We start from the raw sequence: 14,539 nt of genomic DNA, 5'->3' as shown, positions 1-14,539 counted from the left end.
CATCCCATGACAGCGATCACTTTCGACAAGGACGCCACGGGCGTCGTCACCCTGACCATCGACATGCCCGGCCAGGCCGCCAACACCATGAACGGCGTGTTCCGCCAGGCATTGGCCGACGCGGTCGAGCGGCTGGAGACCGAGCGCGAGGGCATCGCCGGCGTCATCCTCACCTCGGGCAAGAAGACGTTCTTCGCCGGCGGCGACCTGAACGACCTGCTGGCCGTGGGGCCGGATGACGGCCAGGCCGTGTTCGACCGCGCGATGGCGATGAAGGCGACGATGCGGCGGCTCGAGAAGCTGGGCCGGCCCGTGGTGGCGGCCCTCAACGGCACGGCGCTGGGCGGCGGTTTCGAGCTGGCGCTGGCCTGCCATGCGCGCTTTGCGCTGGACGACCCCAAGCTCGACCTGGGCCTGCCCGAGGTGGGCCTCGGGCTGTTGCCGGGCGGCGGCGGCATCGTGCGCATGGTGCGCCACCTCGGGCTCGAGAAGGCCATGCCATTCCTGCTGGACGGCACGTCGTTCTCGCCTGCCAAGGCGCAGGCCCTCGGCCTGGTCGACGGCGTGGCCGGCGACATGCCCGCGTTGCTGGCGCTCGCACGCGAATGGATCGCCAGCCACGCCGACGCCACCCAGCCCTGGGACCGCAAGGGCTACCGGCTGCCGGGCGCCACCGCGGGCGCACCGGCACCGCTTGCATGGCTGAAGACGGTGCCCGTCACCCTGATCCGCAAACACAAGGGTTGCTACCCGGCGCCCGAGGCGATTTTTTCGGCCGCCGTCGAAGGCACCAGCGTCGACTTCGATACCGCGCTGCGCATCGAGACGCGTCACTTCGTTCAACTCGTGACCGGGCAGGTCGCAAAGAACCTGATCACGACCTTCTTCTTCCAGATGAACGAGATCAAGTCCGGCAAGGGCCGCCCCGAAGGCGTGCCGCGCGCGACCTTCTCGAAAGTTGGCATCCTGGGCGCCGGCATGATGGGCGCGGGCATCGCCCACGCCTGCGCCACGCGCGGCGTAGCCTGCGTATTGAAAGACACGACGGTGCAGAAGGCGGAGGCGGGAAAGGCCTACAGCGAAAAAGTATTCGCCAGGCAAGTGGCCAAGGGCGCGATGACCGAAGAGCGCATGCAGGCCGCGCTGCAGCGCATCACGCCCACCGCCGACCCCGCCGACCTGGCCGGCTGCGACCTGGTGATCGAGGCGGTGTTCGAGAACCGCGAACTCAAGGCACAGGTGGTGCGCGAAGCCGCGCCGCACCTGGCTCCCGGCGGCGTCATGGCCTCCAACACGTCGACGTTGCCCATCACCGGACTGGCGACAGCGTACGAGCGGCAAGAGAACTTCATCGGCCTGCATTTCTTCTCGCCGGTGGACCGCATGCCGCTGGTGGAGATCATCAAGGGCAAGCATACATCGGACGAGACGCTCGCGCGCGCCTACGACTTCGTCAAGCAGATCGGCAAGACGCCGATCGTCGTGAACGACAGCCGCGGCTTCTACACCAGCCGCGTGTTCGGCACCTTCACCCGTGAAGGCGCCGCCATGCTGGCCGAAGGCGTCGATGCCGCGACCATCGAGAACGCGGCGCTGCAGGCTGGAATGCCGGTCGGCCCGCTTGCGGTGATGGACGAGGTGGCCATGAGCCTCACGCTTTCCGTGCGAAAGCAGGCGGCCGCCGACCTTGCCGCCGAAGGCAAGCCGCTGCCGCATCACCCGGCATGGGCGGTGCTCGAGAAAATGGTCGCCGACTTGGGCCGCCCCGGCCGTGCGGGCGGTGGAGGTTTCTACGACTACCCGCCCGGCGAGCCGAAGACGCTGTGGCCAGACCTGGCCAAGCACTATCCGCCCTCCGGCAAGGCGGTGCCCTTCGACGACCTGAAGGAGCGCTTCCTGTTCGTGCAGGCGATAGAGGCCGTGCGCTGCATCGAAGAAGGCGTGCTCGCCTCGGCGCGCGACGCCAACGTCGGCTCCATCCTCGGCGTCGGCTACCCGCGCTGGACCGGGGGCACGGTGCAATACATCAATGCCTACGGGCTGCCGCGCTTCGTCGAGCGTGCCACCGTGCTGGCAGAGCGCTACGGAAGCCGCTTCGCGCCGCCGCCCCTGCTGCAGGAAAAGGCTGCGGCAAACGAGCGTTTCGAGTGAGGCAAGGGGCTTCGAAAGCTTCTACGTGCAGGTGCGCGGAACGAAGCGCGATGGACCGACACAGCCCATGCGGCGCACCGCGCTTCGATCAGTCCAGCTTGATGCCGGCCGACTTGATGGCCTCGCTCCAGCGCACGGCATCCTTGCGCATCAGCTCGCCGAACGCCGCGCGATGAACCGGGGACACCTGGAAACCCCATTGCTCGTTCCAGCGCGCCGCGACCTCGGGCTTCTGGATGTATTGCTGGATGTGCGTGGCCAGCTTGTCCGCGATGGCCGCCGGCGTGCCCGCCGGCACCAGGATGCCCGCGAACCCGGCCACGCTGGGCCCCGGAACACCCGACTCCAGCAGCGTGGGCAGCTCTGGAAACGCGTCCAGCCGCTTCGGGCCGTTGACCGCCAGCGCGCGCAGCTTGCCGGTCTTCGATTGGGCCTTGTACATGCCGACGGTCATCATCGCGCTGTCGACCTGGCCGCCGAGCAGGTCGTTGGCCAGCGGCGCTTCGCCCTTGTAAGGCACGCGCAGCAGTCCGGCCTTGATCGCGTCGGAAATCATCGCGCCGTAGATGTCGGTGTTGGAGCCTATGCCCCAGGTGGCGTAGGACACCGAACGGCCCCTGGCGTAGTTGGCGAATTGCGCCATGTTCGTCGCCGGCAACGTCGAGCGCACCACGAACACCACCGGCGACTTGATGAGCTCCGTCACCGGCACGAAGCTGTCGAACGGGTCGTAGCCCGGCTTGGGCTGCAGCTGCGCGTTGATGAGATGGCTGGTCGTCATGAGCAGCAGCGTGTAGCCGTCGGGCGCGGCGCGTGCAACGTACTGCGTGCCGGTGAGCGAACTGGCGCCGGGGCGGTTTTCCACCACCACCGGCTGGCCGAGCGTCGCGCGCAGGTCGGCCCCGATCTCTCGCGCCATGGCGTCGGTCGGCGAGCCGGCGGGAAAGGGCACGACCAGAGCAATGGCGCGCGTGGGGTAGTCCTGCGCATGCGACGCCAGCGCCGCGGCCAGCAACGCGACACCGACAGCGAGGCGCGACAGCCGCGCGCAACGGGATCGAGGATGCATGTCTTGTCTCCAGGGTGGTTGTACGGCGGATCGATGTCCGCCTGCGGCCAGTATGGAAAGTGCCCGCCCCGTCCCGCAATGGCGCAGTCGCGCAGTTGCGTTGGCCGAATCGCCGACCCGGCCCTACCGGATGCACCGCTGCATCGCTGCGTGGCTGCATCACCGCAGAAGGAACCTCATGAACCCTGAAGATGTCGTCCAATTTCACCGGGCCGGCGTGCACATCGCGGTGCTGACGCTCAACCGCCCGCAGGCACGCAACGCGGTCAATGCCGCGCTCGCACGGGCGCTGGAGCAGCATGTACAGGCCGTCGAGGCCGATGCGGAGATTCGCGTGGCCATCCTCACCGGCGCCGGCGGCCAAGCCTTCTGCGCCGGTGCCGACCTCAAGGAGCTGGCCGGGGGCAGCGCGCCCAGCGCACGCTCCACGCCCGACGGCGGCTTTGCAGGCTTCGTGAACGCACGGCGGCGCAAGCTCTGGATCGCCGCGGTGAATGGCGCGGCGGTGGCCGGCGGCCTGGAGCTCATGCTCGCCTGCGATCTGGTAGTGGCCTCGGAGCACGCCATCTTCGGCCTGCCCGAGGTTCAACGCGGGCTCATCGCCGCGGCTGGGGGCATCTACCGCCTGCCGCGCTCGCTGCCGCGAGCCATTGCGCTGGAGATGATCGCAACCGGCGACCCCATCGATGCGCACAGGGCGCTGGCGCTGGGCCTCGTCAATCGCGTGGTCGCGCCCGGCGAGGTGCTGCACAGCGCGCTGCAACTGGCAGGGCGCGTCTGCGCCAACGCGCCCTTCGCGGTGGCCGAGAGCCTGGCCGTCGCGCGCCGCGTGCCCGACCTGGACGAGGCGGCGCTCCAGGCGCTGGCACGTGACGCCATCGCGCGCCTTGTGAAGACCGATGACTACCTCGAAGGCCCGCGGGCCTTCGCCGAGCGCCGCGCCCCGCGCTGGACCGGACACTGAAAGCCGCACCATGCCGACCATCGCCGATGCCCTCGCCCCGCTTCGAGGCGCCCCTTCGCCGTTCTGGCCCAAGGGCGCGTTCGACATCGCGAGCCTCGGCACCATCACGGGCGGGGGCACGGGCCTGCCCGAAGCGGTGAGCCTGCGCCTGTCCGACGAACTGGGCGTGCGCTACCTCGAGGGCTGGGGCATGACCGAGACCGCATCGATGGCCGTCTGCAACCGCAGGCGGACGCAGAGGCTTTCCGCGAGATCGACGGCCGTCGCTTCCTGCGCACCGGCGACCTCGTGCACCGCGACGCCGAGGGCTACCTGTTCATCGTTGACCGGCTCAAGCGGCTGATCAGGCCCGCAGCGTGAGCCCGCCGTCCACCACCAGCCCGTGGCCGGTGATGAAGTCGGCCTCGTCGCTCGCCAGCAGCAGCGCGGCGCGCGCGATATCGCCAGGCTGGCCCAGCCGGCGCAGCGCGGCCTTTTTCTCCCACACCGCGCTGATGTGCGCCTGCTCGAAGCTGCGCCGCGTCAACCCGGTGACGATGGCGCCCGGCAGGATGTGGTTGGCCGTGATGCCGAACTTGCCGAGCTCCAGCGCCAGCGTCTTCGTCAAACCCGCCACGCCGTGCTTGGAGGCGGCGTAGGCCGACAGACCGATGTCGGTGTCGCGCGCCATCACCGACGACGTGTTCAGGATGCGCGCCCGGCCCGTCTTCGCGGCCTGCTGCTTCAGCGCCGGGATGGCCTCGCGCGTGAGCCGGAACATCGATCGCAGGTTCACGTCGAGCACGTTGTCCCACTGCGCGTCGGTCATGGCCTCGGCCAGGCTGTTGGCACTGGTGCCGGCGTTGTTGAACAGGATGTCGATGGCGCCGAATGCGGCGAGCGCCCCTGTCACCACGGCACGCGGCGCATCTTCGCCGGTCAGGTCCTGCGCCAGCGTGCGAATGCCGTCCCGCCCCGCATGCGTTTCGGCCAGCAGTGCCGCATCGCGGTCGACCGCGAGCACGCGCGCGCCCTCCTCCTCGAACAGCCTTGCCGTGGCCGCGCCGATGCCCGACGCCGCGCCGGTCACGATGGCCGAGCGGCCCGCCAGGCGCTTCATGACGCGGCCTGCGCGAACACGCCGGCGGCGCGCAGCGCCTCGACGCGCGAGGCGTCGAAGCCGAAGGCCGCCAGCAAGGCCTCGCTGTGCGCGCCGACGACCGGTGCGCCGTGCGGCGTCGCCGGCTGGCTGCGGCTGAAGCGCGGCACCGGTGCGGGCTGCACCGTGCCATCGACGCTCACGAAGCTGCCGCGCGCCACCGCGTGCGGGTGGCGCGGCGCTTCGTCGAGATCGAGCACAGGCGCAAAGCAGATGTCGGTGCCCTCCATCAGCGCGCACCAGTCGTCCCGGGTACGCGTGGCGAAGCGCTCGGCCAGCTTGCGCTTGAGCTCGGGCCAGCGGGCGCGCTCGTGCTGCGGCCACTCGGCGGCGTTCCCGATGCCCAGCGTGTCGAGCAGCAGCGCGTAGAACTGCGGCTCGACCGAGCCCAGCGCAAGCCACCGGCCGTCGGCGCAGCGGTATGTCCCGTAGAAATGCGCCGCGCCATCGAGCATGTTCTCGCCCAGCCGATGCCAGCGGCCGGCCGCATGGGTGCTGTAGAACATCGACATCAGCAGCGCCGAGCCTTCCGTCATCGCCGCATCGACCACCTGGCCGCGCCCCGATCCGCGTGCCTCGATGAGCGCGCAAGCCAGGCCGAAGGCCAGCATCGCGCCGCCGCCGCCGAAATCGCCCACGAGGTTGAGCGGCGGCACAGGACCCGTGTCGGGATGACCGATGCCGTGCAATGCGCCGCTGAGGGCGATGTAGTTGATGTCGTGGCCGGCCGCCTGTGCGAGCGGCCCGCTCTGGCCCCAACCGGTCATGCGGCCGTACACCAGCTTCGGGTTGCGCGCGAGGCAGGCTTCGGGCCCCACGCCCAGCCGCTCCATCACGCCGGGGCGAAAGCCCTCGACCAGCAGGTCGGCCTGCGCGGCCATGTCGAGCAGCACCTGCGCGCCTTCGGGCTGCTTGAGGTCGAGCGCCAGCGAGCGCCGCCCGCGCGACAGTATGTCGGCGCGCGGCGGCACCCAGGGCGTGCGGCCGACGTCGGCACGGCGGTCGATGCGGATCACCTCGGCCCCCATGTCAGCGAGCATCATGGCGCAGAAGGGCCCGGGGCCGATGCTCGCGACTTCGAGCACCCTGATACCTGCAAGCGGTCCTGGCATGTACGTGTCTTTCGTTTGGGTTGATCGTTTGATGCGGCCGAAGTCGTTCGTCGCGAACAGGCAGGCGCCGAACACCTCGCCGACCACGCGCGCGCCGGTTCATGGGTGCTCGATCCAGTCCACGGCGCGCCGCAACTGGCCGCGTGCGGCGCCGTGCAGCCGCTCGCCGGTGTCGCGCGGCGCCTGGCCCGCGCAGGCACGGGCGTGGCTGCCCTCGAGGATGATCGCCAGCTTGTAGCAGGCGAGCACCGCATACCAGCGGATGGCCGAAAGGTCGCGCTGACTGCGTTGCGCATAGCGCTCCACCAGTTCCAGCCCCAGCGGGAATCCGTTCCACGGCCGAATCCGGTTCAGCGTGTGGTGAGAGCCGTCAGGGCGCGGCCATGTCGCCAGCAGCCAGCCCAGGTCGAGCAACGGGTCGCCCACCGTCGCGAGTTCCCAGTCGACCACGGCCGCGAGCTCGGGCCCGTCGTGGCGGAACATCACGTTGGCAATGTGGAAGTCCCCATGCAGCAGGCCAGGCGTGAATGCAGCCGGTCGATGCGCGTCGAGCCAGTCGCCAACCTGGCGCACCTCGGGCAACGACTGCGGACCGGGCCAGCCTTCGCATGCGGCATAGCCTTCTAGCTGCTTGCGCCACCGTGGAACCTGCCGCTCGAGAAAACCCTCGGCGCGGCCGAAGTCGGACAAGCCGACGGCCGCCACATCGACCGCCGCGAGCGCGGCAATGGCATCGACCATCGAAAAACCCATGCGCCTGCGCAACAGAGGATCGGACGCATGCAGCGCCGGCAAGCCGGCGTGGGCGGCGTTGAAACCGTCCACGGGCTCCATCAGATAGAAAGCCGCGCCGATCACCGCGGTATCGGCGCAGGCTGCAATGAAGACGGGGTGCGGCACGGCACTGCCCGCAAGCGCGGCCAGCACGCGGGCCTCGCGCCCCATGGTTTCGTTGCTGTTGGCCCGCAGGTGGCGCGACGGGCGGCGCAGCACGAAGCTGCGCGCGCCCCGCTCGAATTTCAGCAGAACATTCTGGGTGCCGCCGGCCAGCAAGGTGGCGTGGGTGATATCGCCACCCTCGCGCCCGCGCAGGCCCTGCGTGTCCATCCACGCGGCCAGCGCCGCCGGGTCGACCAGCTCATGCCACGCCTGCGCGTCGGCCGCGGCCTGCATCCCGCTCAAAGCCCGTCGGCGCCTTCGAGCGCCGCGCCGTACAGGGCCATTGCGCGTTCGCGCGCACGCGGCAGGTGGTAGCTGGGGAACAGTGCAGTGGACGGCGCCACCTGCTTGAGCAACTCGCGTGCAAGCGTGATCTTGTGCACCTCGGTCGGTCCGTCGGCCAGGCCCATGATGAGGGACGACACCATCTGCTCGACCAGCGGCATCTCGTCGGTCAGTCCCAGCGATCCATGCACCTGGATCGCGCGCGCCACGATGTCGTGCAGCACCTTGGGCATGGCCGCCTTCACGGCCGAGATGTCCTTGCGCACCAGTTGGTAGTCGTTGTGCTTGTCGATCAGCCACGCGGTGCGCAGCACCAGCAGGCGAAACTGCTCCAGCTCGATCCAGGAGTCGGCCACCATCGCCTGCACCAGCTGCTTGTCCGCCAGCCTGCCGTGCTGCGTGCGCCGCGACACGGCGCGCTCGCACAGCATGTCGAAAGCCTTGCGCGCCTCCCCGATGGTGCGCATCGCATGGTGGATGCGCCCGCCGCCCAGGCGCGTCTGCGCGACCGCGAAGGCCTGTCCCGGCCCGCCGAGCATGTGGTCGGACGGCACCCGCACATGGTCGAGATCCAGGTAGCCGTGGCCATGCCCGTGGGCCTTGCGGCCGGCCAGGTGCACGTCGCGCACGATCTTCAGGCCGGGCGTGCCGGCCGGCACGATGAACATCGACATGCCCTTGTAGGCCGAAACGTCCGGGTCGGTCACCGCCATCGTGATGAAGAAGGAGGCGTAGTTGGCGTTCGATGCGAACCACTTCTGTCCGCTGATGAGCCAGTCGTCGCCATCGCGTTCGGCACGCGTGGTGAAGACCTGCGGGTCGGAGCCGCCCTGCGGCTCGGTCATGGCAAAGCAGGAGACGATTTCGTTGGCCAGCAGCGGATGCAGGTAGCGCTTCTTCTGCGCCTCGGTGCCATAGTGCGCCAGGATTTCCGCGTTGCCCGAGTCCGGTGCCTGGCAGCCGAACACCGTGGGCGCGAAGCCCGAGCGCCCGAGGATCTCGTTCATCAGCGCCAGCTTCACCTGCCCGTAGCCCTGCCCGCCCAGTTCGGGGCCGAGGTGGCAAGCCCAGAGCTTGCGCTCGCGCACCTTCTGCTGCAGAGGGCGCACCAGCCGGTTGCGGGCCGGGTCGGCCACGTTGTAGGGGCTGTCCAGCAGCAGGTCCAGCGGCTCCACCTCGTTGCGCACGAAGTCGTCTATCCAGTCGAGTTCCTTCTGGAACGCCTCGTCGGTCTCGAATCCCCAGCTCATGTGTTGTCTCCTGGTGTTGTGCAACGCCCTCAGGCGCTGAGCCCGCCGTCGACGGGGATGGTGTGGCCGATCACGTACCGCGCGAGCGGAGAAGCAAGGAACAGCGCCACGCCGGCCATGTCGGCGGGCGTGCCGACGCGTCCGGCCGGAATGCGCGCGACGGTCGCCGCGAGCCGCTGCGGGTTGTCCGTGGTGACGCGGGTCATCTTGGTGGCGACCAGCCCGGGCGCGATGCCGTTCACGCGAATGCCGTCCGTGGCCCAGGCCGCGCCGAGTGAGCGCGTGAGCGACAACGCCGCGGCTTTCGACGCCGCATAGGCCGGTGTGCCGAGCGCGGCGCGGTAGGCCGAGATGGAGCTCACCACGATCACCGCGCCACCCGCCGCCTTGAGCAGCGGGTGGAACACGCTCGCGCAGGCCATCACGCTATTGAGGTTGACGTCGACCACGCGGCGGAAGGTCGCGTCCTCGAACTCGGCGCGGCGGTACTCGACAGCGCCCTGCGCGAGCACCAGCACGTCGAGCCGATCGAACGGGGGCGCGAAGGCATGGACGGCGGCCGCGTCCGAGACGTCGACACGCGAGAAATGCAGGCCACGCAGATCGCTGCCCTCGTCGGTGCGGTAGTCACCGGGGGCAGCGCGCGTTCCCCATACATGCACCGCCGATCCCGCGGCCCGAAAGGCCTGCGCGATGCCGTTGCCGATGCCGCTGGTGCCGCCGACGACGAGCGTGGTCTTGCCGGCGAAGTCGAACGCCGTGTCGTGTTGCATCGAGGCCTCCGTGCAGGTGGGTGGCTCAGATCACGCGGCTCGCGTGTCCGGCCCAGTAGCGGTCGCGCAGCAGGCGCTTGAAGAGCTTGCCGTTGTCCTGGCGCGGCAGCTGCGCCTCGAAGTCGATGCTGCGCGGGCACTTGATCGAAGCGAGGCGCTCGCGGCAATAGGCGATCAGTTCGGCCTCCAGCGCCGGGCCTGCGCGCGCGAAGTCGGCCGGCTGCACCACCGCCTTGACCTCTTCGCCAAACTCCGCGTTGGGCACGCCGAACACCGCCACGTCGGCCACATCGGGGTGAAGGGCCAGGGCGTTCTCTGCTTCCTGCGGGTAGATGTTGACCCCGCCCGAAATGATCATGTACGCCTTGCGGTCGGTCAGGTAGAGGTAGCCGTCCTCGTCGAGATAGCCCACGTCGCCGAGCGTCGACCAGCCTTGTTCGTTGAAGGCCTGCGCTGTCTTGCCGGGGTCGTTGTGATAGACGAAGCGGCGGCTGTTGGCGAAGTACACCGCGCCCGCCGTGCCGGTCGGCTGAAGGCTGCCATCTTCCGCGACGATGCGCACGTCTCCCATCAGCGCGCGGCCCACCGAACCCTTGTGCGCCAGCCATTCGGGCGCGGAAATCATGGTGCAGCCGATGCCTTCGGAGCCGCTGTACTGCTCGAAGATGCAGGGGCCCCACCAGTCGATCATCTGTTGCTTCACCTCCACGGGGCAGGGAGCGGCGGCATGCAGCGCGCACACGAGCGAAGACACGTCGTAGCGGGCGCGCACCTCCGCTGGCAGCTTCAGCAGCCGTACGAACATGGTCGGCACGACCTGGGTGTGCGTGACCCTGTGCTCCTGCACGTTGGCCAGGAAAGCCTCGGGCTCGAACTTCTCCATCACGACCACGGTGCCGCCCAGCCGTTGCACCGTCGCGCAGAAGCCCAGCGGTGCCGAGTGATAGAGGGGCGCTGGCGAGAGATAGACCGTGTCCAGGCCGTAGCCGAAGCTGCGTGCGAACACTTGCATGATCGGCACGATTGCGCCGATCGGGTTGTTCGCGAAGGGCACCTTGATGCCCTTGGGCTTGCCGGTGGTTCCCGACGAATACATCATGTTGTGCCCCCCCACCTCGTCGCAGACCGGGGATTCGGGCTGCATGACCGTGTGCTCCTCCCACGAGGCGTAGCCCGGGATGCGGCCGTGGGCGCAGACGAAATGCTCGACCCCGGGGCAAAGCGCCTTGAGTTCAAGCGCCTTGTCGGCCATCGCCGCGGAAGACACCACGAGGCGCGCGCCGCAGTCGTTCACGATATAAGCAGCCTCCTGCGCGCTGAGGTGCGTGCTCACGGGCGTGAAGTAGAGGCCAGTGCGCTGCGCGGCCCAATACACCTCGAAGAAGCGCAGGTGGTTTTCCAGCATCACCGCGACATGGTCGCCGGCCTTCAGCCCGAGCGCTCTCAAGAAGTGAGCGCCCTGATTGGAGCGCGCCTCGAGCTGGGCGTAGGACAGGCGTTCTCCCGATTGCGCCATGAGGGCAGCGGTCTTGTCGGGATGCGAGCGCGCGATGATCGACGGATGGTTCATGGCCGGCTTTTTCTTGGATGGGTCGGAAGACTGGGAGGATTCAGGCGCACTCCGGGCCCGCCTGAGCGGTGCCGTGCACGCGGCGGTACTCGCCCGGCGCCACGCCGGTCCACAGCTTGAAGCTGCGATGGAACGTGCTGGGCTCCGAGAAGGCGAGTTGTTGCGAGATGTCGCTCAAGGGCAGGCTGGAGCGCGTCAGCAGCTCGATGGCCGCGTCGCGGCGCAGCGCATTCTTGATGCCCTGGAAGCTGGTGCCGTGCTCGGCCAGGCGACGCCGCAGCGAATGCGGCGTCATCTTCAGGTGCCAGGCAGTCTGCTCGAGCGATGGCAGGCCCGCCGCAAGCTGGTGCTGCAGCCGCAGGCGCACGCGCTCGGTCAGGCTCGAGTGGTCGCGAAAGCGCACCAGCAGCGCACCCGGCAGTTCGCGGGACAACGCCTGAAGGTGCAGGGGGTCGGCCATGACCGGCTCGGCGAGCCAGCTTGCATCGAACGCGATGCTCGAGGTGGGAGCGCCGAAGCGCATCGGAACATTGAACAGATGGCCGCTCTCCCGGTACGACTCGGACGGCAGATCGCGACTGAGCGCGGCCTCGCGCAGCGCGATGCGTTGCTGCACCAGCCATGACGACAGCCCCAGCACCCAGTACAGAAATGCCGACTGGATGAACCCGGGCCGCCGACCCTCGGCAGTCTCGCCGATGACCACGCGCGCCATCGCACCTTCGATTCGCAGGTGGGCGCTGAATTCGTCGATGGCGAGGCGGTAGATGCCGAAGCCCACGCGCAAGGCCTCGCCCAGCGTGGCGCAGCGCATCATCTGGCGCGTTGCGAGCACGAAGGTGCCGAGCTTCACGGGTCGGCTTCCGAAGCCGAGCAGTTCGTCGCGCATGCGCCAGCGCAGGTGCTTGAGCAGCGCGGCAAACTGCGCCACCGAAACGCGCGAGAGCGGCGAATCAATCATCGCGGGAGAGATGCCGTGGCGCGCCAGCAGCGCGGGCACATCCATGCCACGGTCCTGCGCGCCGCCGAGGAAGGAAAGCACGTAGCACATGGGGATCGTGTGATGAAGACCTCGGGGCGGGCTGTCCTCGGTATGCGCCTTGTCGAGCAAGGGCCGGGCATACGCGGCTGGCGTGGCGGAAGCAGCTGACGGCATGGAGTCTCCTTGAGTGCGGACGAGCCGAAGCACTCTTTTTAATGGTTGATCCAATGCTAGTGAGCTGGCCATATCGGTGTCAATCAGGGCTTGCCAGCGGCACGGGCGGGCGGCGCCAAGGCGTCGCCCGAGGCATCGCCCAGCGCGCTGCCACCGTCGCAGTCGATCACCGTCCCGGTGATGTAGCGCGAGTTGTCGCTGCACAGGAAGAGCGCCACATCGGCGATGTCGCGCTTGCTGCCGTAATCGCGCAGCGCGAGCCGGCCCTTGAGGAGCGCTTCGCGTTCCGGCGTGGCCGCCAGTCGCGCCATGCCCTCGGTGCCCGCGATGGGCCCCGGCGAGATCGCGTTCACCCTGACACCACCCGGCCCCCACTCCATGGCCAGGCATTTGGTGAGCATGTTGATGCCGGCCTTGGCCGAATTGGCATGGGACTGGAACATCGAGGGATGGCTACCGCCCGGCGCGGTGATCGACATGAGGGAAGCGCCGGGCCGGCGCAAGTGCTCGAAGCTCGCGCGCAGCACGTTGAAAGTGCCGATCAGGTCGATTTCGATAACCGTGCGGAACCCGTTCGACGACAGCTGCGCAGCCGGCGCGTGGAAGTTGCCTGCAGCCCCGGAGACAACGATGTCGATCGGCCCGAAGCGCAACGCGGTCCTGGAGAAGACGCCCGACACGGCGTCGTAGTCGCGCACGTCCGCGGCAAAGCCGATGGCCTCGGCAGGGTCGGGCGAGACAGCGCGCGCAGCCGCCTCAATGCGCTCCGCGCTGCGGCTCAGAATGGCCACCCTGGCCCCCGCGCGGCACAGATGCTGCGCGATGCCAAGATTGATGCCGCCGGACGCACCGGCAACCACCGCGACCTTGCCCTCGAGGATGCGGGGGCGGAATGCGTCGTTCATGTCGTCATTCATTTGCCGGCGGCACTCATTCCGAGGCGCGCCGCATGTCGCGTGCCACGAGTTCCTTCATCACTTCGTTGCTGCCCGCCAGGATGCGGCCGATGCGCACGTTCTGGTAGATGCGCGCAATCGGGTACTCGGTCATGTAGCCGTAGCCGCCGTGCAGCTGCAGGCACTCGTCGACGATCTCGCCGCAGGTCTGGGTGCACCACCACTTGGCCATGGCGGCTGTGGTGGCGTCGAGTTCCCCGCGCGCGAGCTGGTCGATGCAGCGGTCGATGAAGGCGCGCGACACGGTGGCCTTGGTCTGGCATTCGGCAAGCTTGAAGCGGGTGTTCTGGAAGTCGAACAACGTGTCGCCGAACAGCTTGCGCTGGCGCGCGTAGGCCAGCGTTTCCGCAATGGCCCGGTCCATGGAGCCCTGCGCGCTCATCGCGGTCACCACGCGCTCGCGCGGCAGTTCCTTCATGAGCTGGCGAAAGCCTTGCCCCTCTTCAGGGCCCAGCAGGTTGGCGCAGGGAACGCGCATGTCGTCGAAGAACAGCTCCGAGGTGTCCTGCGCATGCATGCCGATCTTGTCGAGCACACGGCCGCGGCGAAAGCCCTGGACCTTCGCAGTCTCCACCATCAGCAGCGAGATGCCGCGCGAGCCCGCAGAGGGGTCGGTCTTCACCACCACGCACACCAGGTCGGCCAGTTGGCCGTTGCTGATGAAGGTCTTGGCGCCGTTCACCACATAGTGGTCGTCCTGGCGCACCGCGCGGGTCTGGATGGCTTGCACGTCGGAGCCCGCGCCGGGCTCGCTGATGGCCAGCGCTCCCACGAGGTCACCGCTCGCCATGCGCGGCAGCCATTGCTGCTTCTGCGCTTCGGTGCCGAAATTCTCCAAGTAGTGCGCGACGATGCCGGTGTGCACGCCGTTGCCCAGGCCGGGCACGATGGCCAGGGTCTGCTCGTAGAACAGGATGGCCTCGTGCATGAAGTTGCCGCCGCCGCCGCCATATTCCTCCGAGATGCCCACGCAAAGCAGGCCGGCAGCGCCGGCCTTGCGCCAGACCTCGCGGTCCACATGCTGCTGGCGGCCCCAGCGCTCTTCGTTAGGCACCAGTTCCTTGTCGTAGAAGCGCCGTACGTTGGCGCGGAAGTTTTCGAGTTCCGGGGTCATCCAGGGTGATTGGCTCATGATGCAGTCAGTGTCCCGGCCCGGAAGGCTGCGCTCAATGGCGC

Annotated in this window: 13 protein-coding genes; 3 read left to right on the top strand and 10 right to left on the bottom strand. The window is 68.7% G+C overall.

Going from position 1 to position 14,539, the window contains the following annotated elements:
* Positions 1 to 6: 6 nt before the first annotated feature.
* A complete protein-coding gene (locus C4F17_RS30860; protein WP_106938208.1) occupies positions 7 to 2,151 on the top strand; it encodes a 3-hydroxyacyl-CoA dehydrogenase NAD-binding domain-containing protein in 2,145 nt (714 codons plus the stop codon).
* Between the two features lie 88 nt (positions 2,152 to 2,239).
* Here the strand turns inward: C4F17_RS30860 and C4F17_RS30855 are convergent, their stop codons facing one another.
* Positions 2,240 to 3,220: a Bug family tripartite tricarboxylate transporter substrate binding protein gene (locus C4F17_RS30855; RefSeq protein ID WP_106938207.1), complete on the bottom strand. Its 981-nt coding sequence runs from the start codon at positions 3,218 to 3,220 to the stop codon at positions 2,240 to 2,242.
* Between the two features lie 178 nt (positions 3,221 to 3,398).
* Here C4F17_RS30855 and C4F17_RS30850 point away from each other — a divergent pair, with 178 nt between their 5' ends.
* A complete protein-coding gene (locus C4F17_RS30850; protein WP_106938206.1) occupies positions 3,399 to 4,184 on the top strand; it encodes an enoyl-CoA hydratase-related protein in 786 nt (261 codons plus the stop codon).
* Positions 4,185 to 4,194: 10 nt separating this feature from the next.
* Positions 4,195 to 4,527 (top strand): hypothetical protein, encoded by a 333-nt coding sequence (locus tag C4F17_RS30845; protein WP_234383051.1) that lies wholly within the window; start codon positions 4,195 to 4,197, stop codon positions 4,525 to 4,527.
* On the opposite strand, the gene C4F17_RS30840 is transcribed toward C4F17_RS30845, so the two are convergent.
* From C4F17_RS30840 to C4F17_RS30800, 9 genes are all read right to left on the bottom strand, one after another.
* Entirely contained in the window at positions 4,528 to 5,283 is a 756-nt protein-coding gene (locus C4F17_RS30840; RefSeq protein WP_106938205.1) for an SDR family NAD(P)-dependent oxidoreductase, read from the bottom strand.
* On the bottom strand, positions 5,280 to 6,434 hold the full coding sequence (locus C4F17_RS30835; RefSeq protein WP_106938523.1) for a CaiB/BaiF CoA transferase family protein: 1,155 nt from the start codon (positions 6,432 to 6,434) through the stop codon (positions 5,280 to 5,282). Before C4F17_RS30835 ends, C4F17_RS30840 begins: the two co-directional genes overlap by 4 nt.
* A gap of 99 nt (positions 6,435 to 6,533) precedes the next feature.
* Positions 6,534 to 7,607, bottom strand: a complete 1,074-nt coding sequence (locus C4F17_RS30830) for a phosphotransferase family protein (protein WP_106938204.1) — start codon at positions 7,605 to 7,607, stop codon at positions 6,534 to 6,536.
* Between the two features lie 5 nt (positions 7,608 to 7,612).
* A complete protein-coding gene (locus tag C4F17_RS30825; protein ID WP_106938203.1) occupies positions 7,613 to 8,908 on the bottom strand; it encodes an acyl-CoA dehydrogenase family protein in 1,296 nt (431 codons plus the stop codon).
* Between the two features lie 29 nt (positions 8,909 to 8,937).
* Positions 8,938 to 9,681 (bottom strand): SDR family NAD(P)-dependent oxidoreductase, encoded by a 744-nt coding sequence (locus C4F17_RS30820; protein WP_106938202.1) that lies wholly within the window; start codon positions 9,679 to 9,681, stop codon positions 8,938 to 8,940.
* Between the two features lie 25 nt (positions 9,682 to 9,706).
* Positions 9,707 to 11,251, bottom strand: a complete 1,545-nt coding sequence (locus C4F17_RS30815) for an acyl-CoA synthetase (RefSeq protein ID WP_106938201.1) — start codon at positions 11,249 to 11,251, stop codon at positions 9,707 to 9,709.
* A gap of 40 nt (positions 11,252 to 11,291) precedes the next feature.
* Positions 11,292 to 12,407: an AraC family transcriptional regulator gene (locus tag C4F17_RS30810; protein ID WP_159053784.1), complete on the bottom strand. Its 1,116-nt coding sequence runs from the start codon at positions 12,405 to 12,407 to the stop codon at positions 11,292 to 11,294.
* 83 nt (positions 12,408 to 12,490) lie between these two features.
* Positions 12,491 to 13,312, bottom strand: a complete 822-nt coding sequence (locus C4F17_RS30805) for an SDR family oxidoreductase (RefSeq protein ID WP_106938522.1) — start codon at positions 13,310 to 13,312, stop codon at positions 12,491 to 12,493.
* A gap of 25 nt (positions 13,313 to 13,337) precedes the next feature.
* Positions 13,338 to 14,495, bottom strand: a complete 1,158-nt coding sequence (locus tag C4F17_RS30800; RefSeq protein ID WP_106938199.1) for an acyl-CoA dehydrogenase family protein — start codon at positions 14,493 to 14,495, stop codon at positions 13,338 to 13,340.
* Between the last annotated feature and the right edge of the window lie 44 nt (positions 14,496 to 14,539).

The organism is Variovorax sp. PMC12, assembly GCF_003019815.1.
Taxonomy (GTDB): Bacteria; Pseudomonadota; Gammaproteobacteria; order Burkholderiales; family Burkholderiaceae_C; genus Variovorax.
This window is presented reverse-complemented; position numbering and strand designations above follow the sequence as displayed.

Coding starts and splice junctions, on each gene's coding strand:
- C4F17_RS30805 (WP_106938522.1), bottom strand. CDS start 13,312: ATGAACGACGCATTCCGCCCCCGCATCCTCGAGGGCAAGGTCGCGGTG.
- C4F17_RS30860 (WP_106938208.1), top strand. CDS start 7: ATGACAGCGATCACTTTCGACAAGGACGCCACGGGCGTCGTCACCCTG.
- C4F17_RS30830 (WP_106938204.1), bottom strand. CDS start 7,607: ATGCAGGCCGCGGCCGACGCGCAGGCGTGGCATGAGCTGGTCGACCCG.
- C4F17_RS30825 (WP_106938203.1), bottom strand. CDS start 8,908: ATGAGCTGGGGATTCGAGACCGACGAGGCGTTCCAGAAGGAACTCGAC.
- C4F17_RS30840 (WP_106938205.1), bottom strand. CDS start 5,283: ATGAAGCGCCTGGCGGGCCGCTCGGCCATCGTGACCGGCGCGGCGTCG.
- C4F17_RS30845 (WP_234383051.1), top strand. CDS start 4,195: ATGCCGACCATCGCCGATGCCCTCGCCCCGCTTCGAGGCGCCCCTTCG.
- C4F17_RS30855 (WP_106938207.1), bottom strand. CDS start 3,220: ATGCATCCTCGATCCCGTTGCGCGCGGCTGTCGCGCCTCGCTGTCGGT.
- C4F17_RS30820 (WP_106938202.1), bottom strand. CDS start 9,681: ATGCAACACGACACGGCGTTCGACTTCGCCGGCAAGACCACGCTCGTC.
- C4F17_RS30800 (WP_106938199.1), bottom strand. CDS start 14,495: ATGAGCCAATCACCCTGGATGACCCCGGAACTCGAAAACTTCCGCGCC.
- C4F17_RS30850 (WP_106938206.1), top strand. CDS start 3,399: ATGAACCCTGAAGATGTCGTCCAATTTCACCGGGCCGGCGTGCACATC.
- C4F17_RS30815 (WP_106938201.1), bottom strand. CDS start 11,251: ATGAACCATCCGTCGATCATCGCGCGCTCGCATCCCGACAAGACCGCT.
- C4F17_RS30835 (WP_106938523.1), bottom strand. CDS start 6,434: ATGCCAGGACCGCTTGCAGGTATCAGGGTGCTCGAAGTCGCGAGCATC.
- C4F17_RS30810 (WP_159053784.1), bottom strand. CDS start 12,407: ATGCCGTCAGCTGCTTCCGCCACGCCAGCCGCGTATGCCCGGCCCTTG.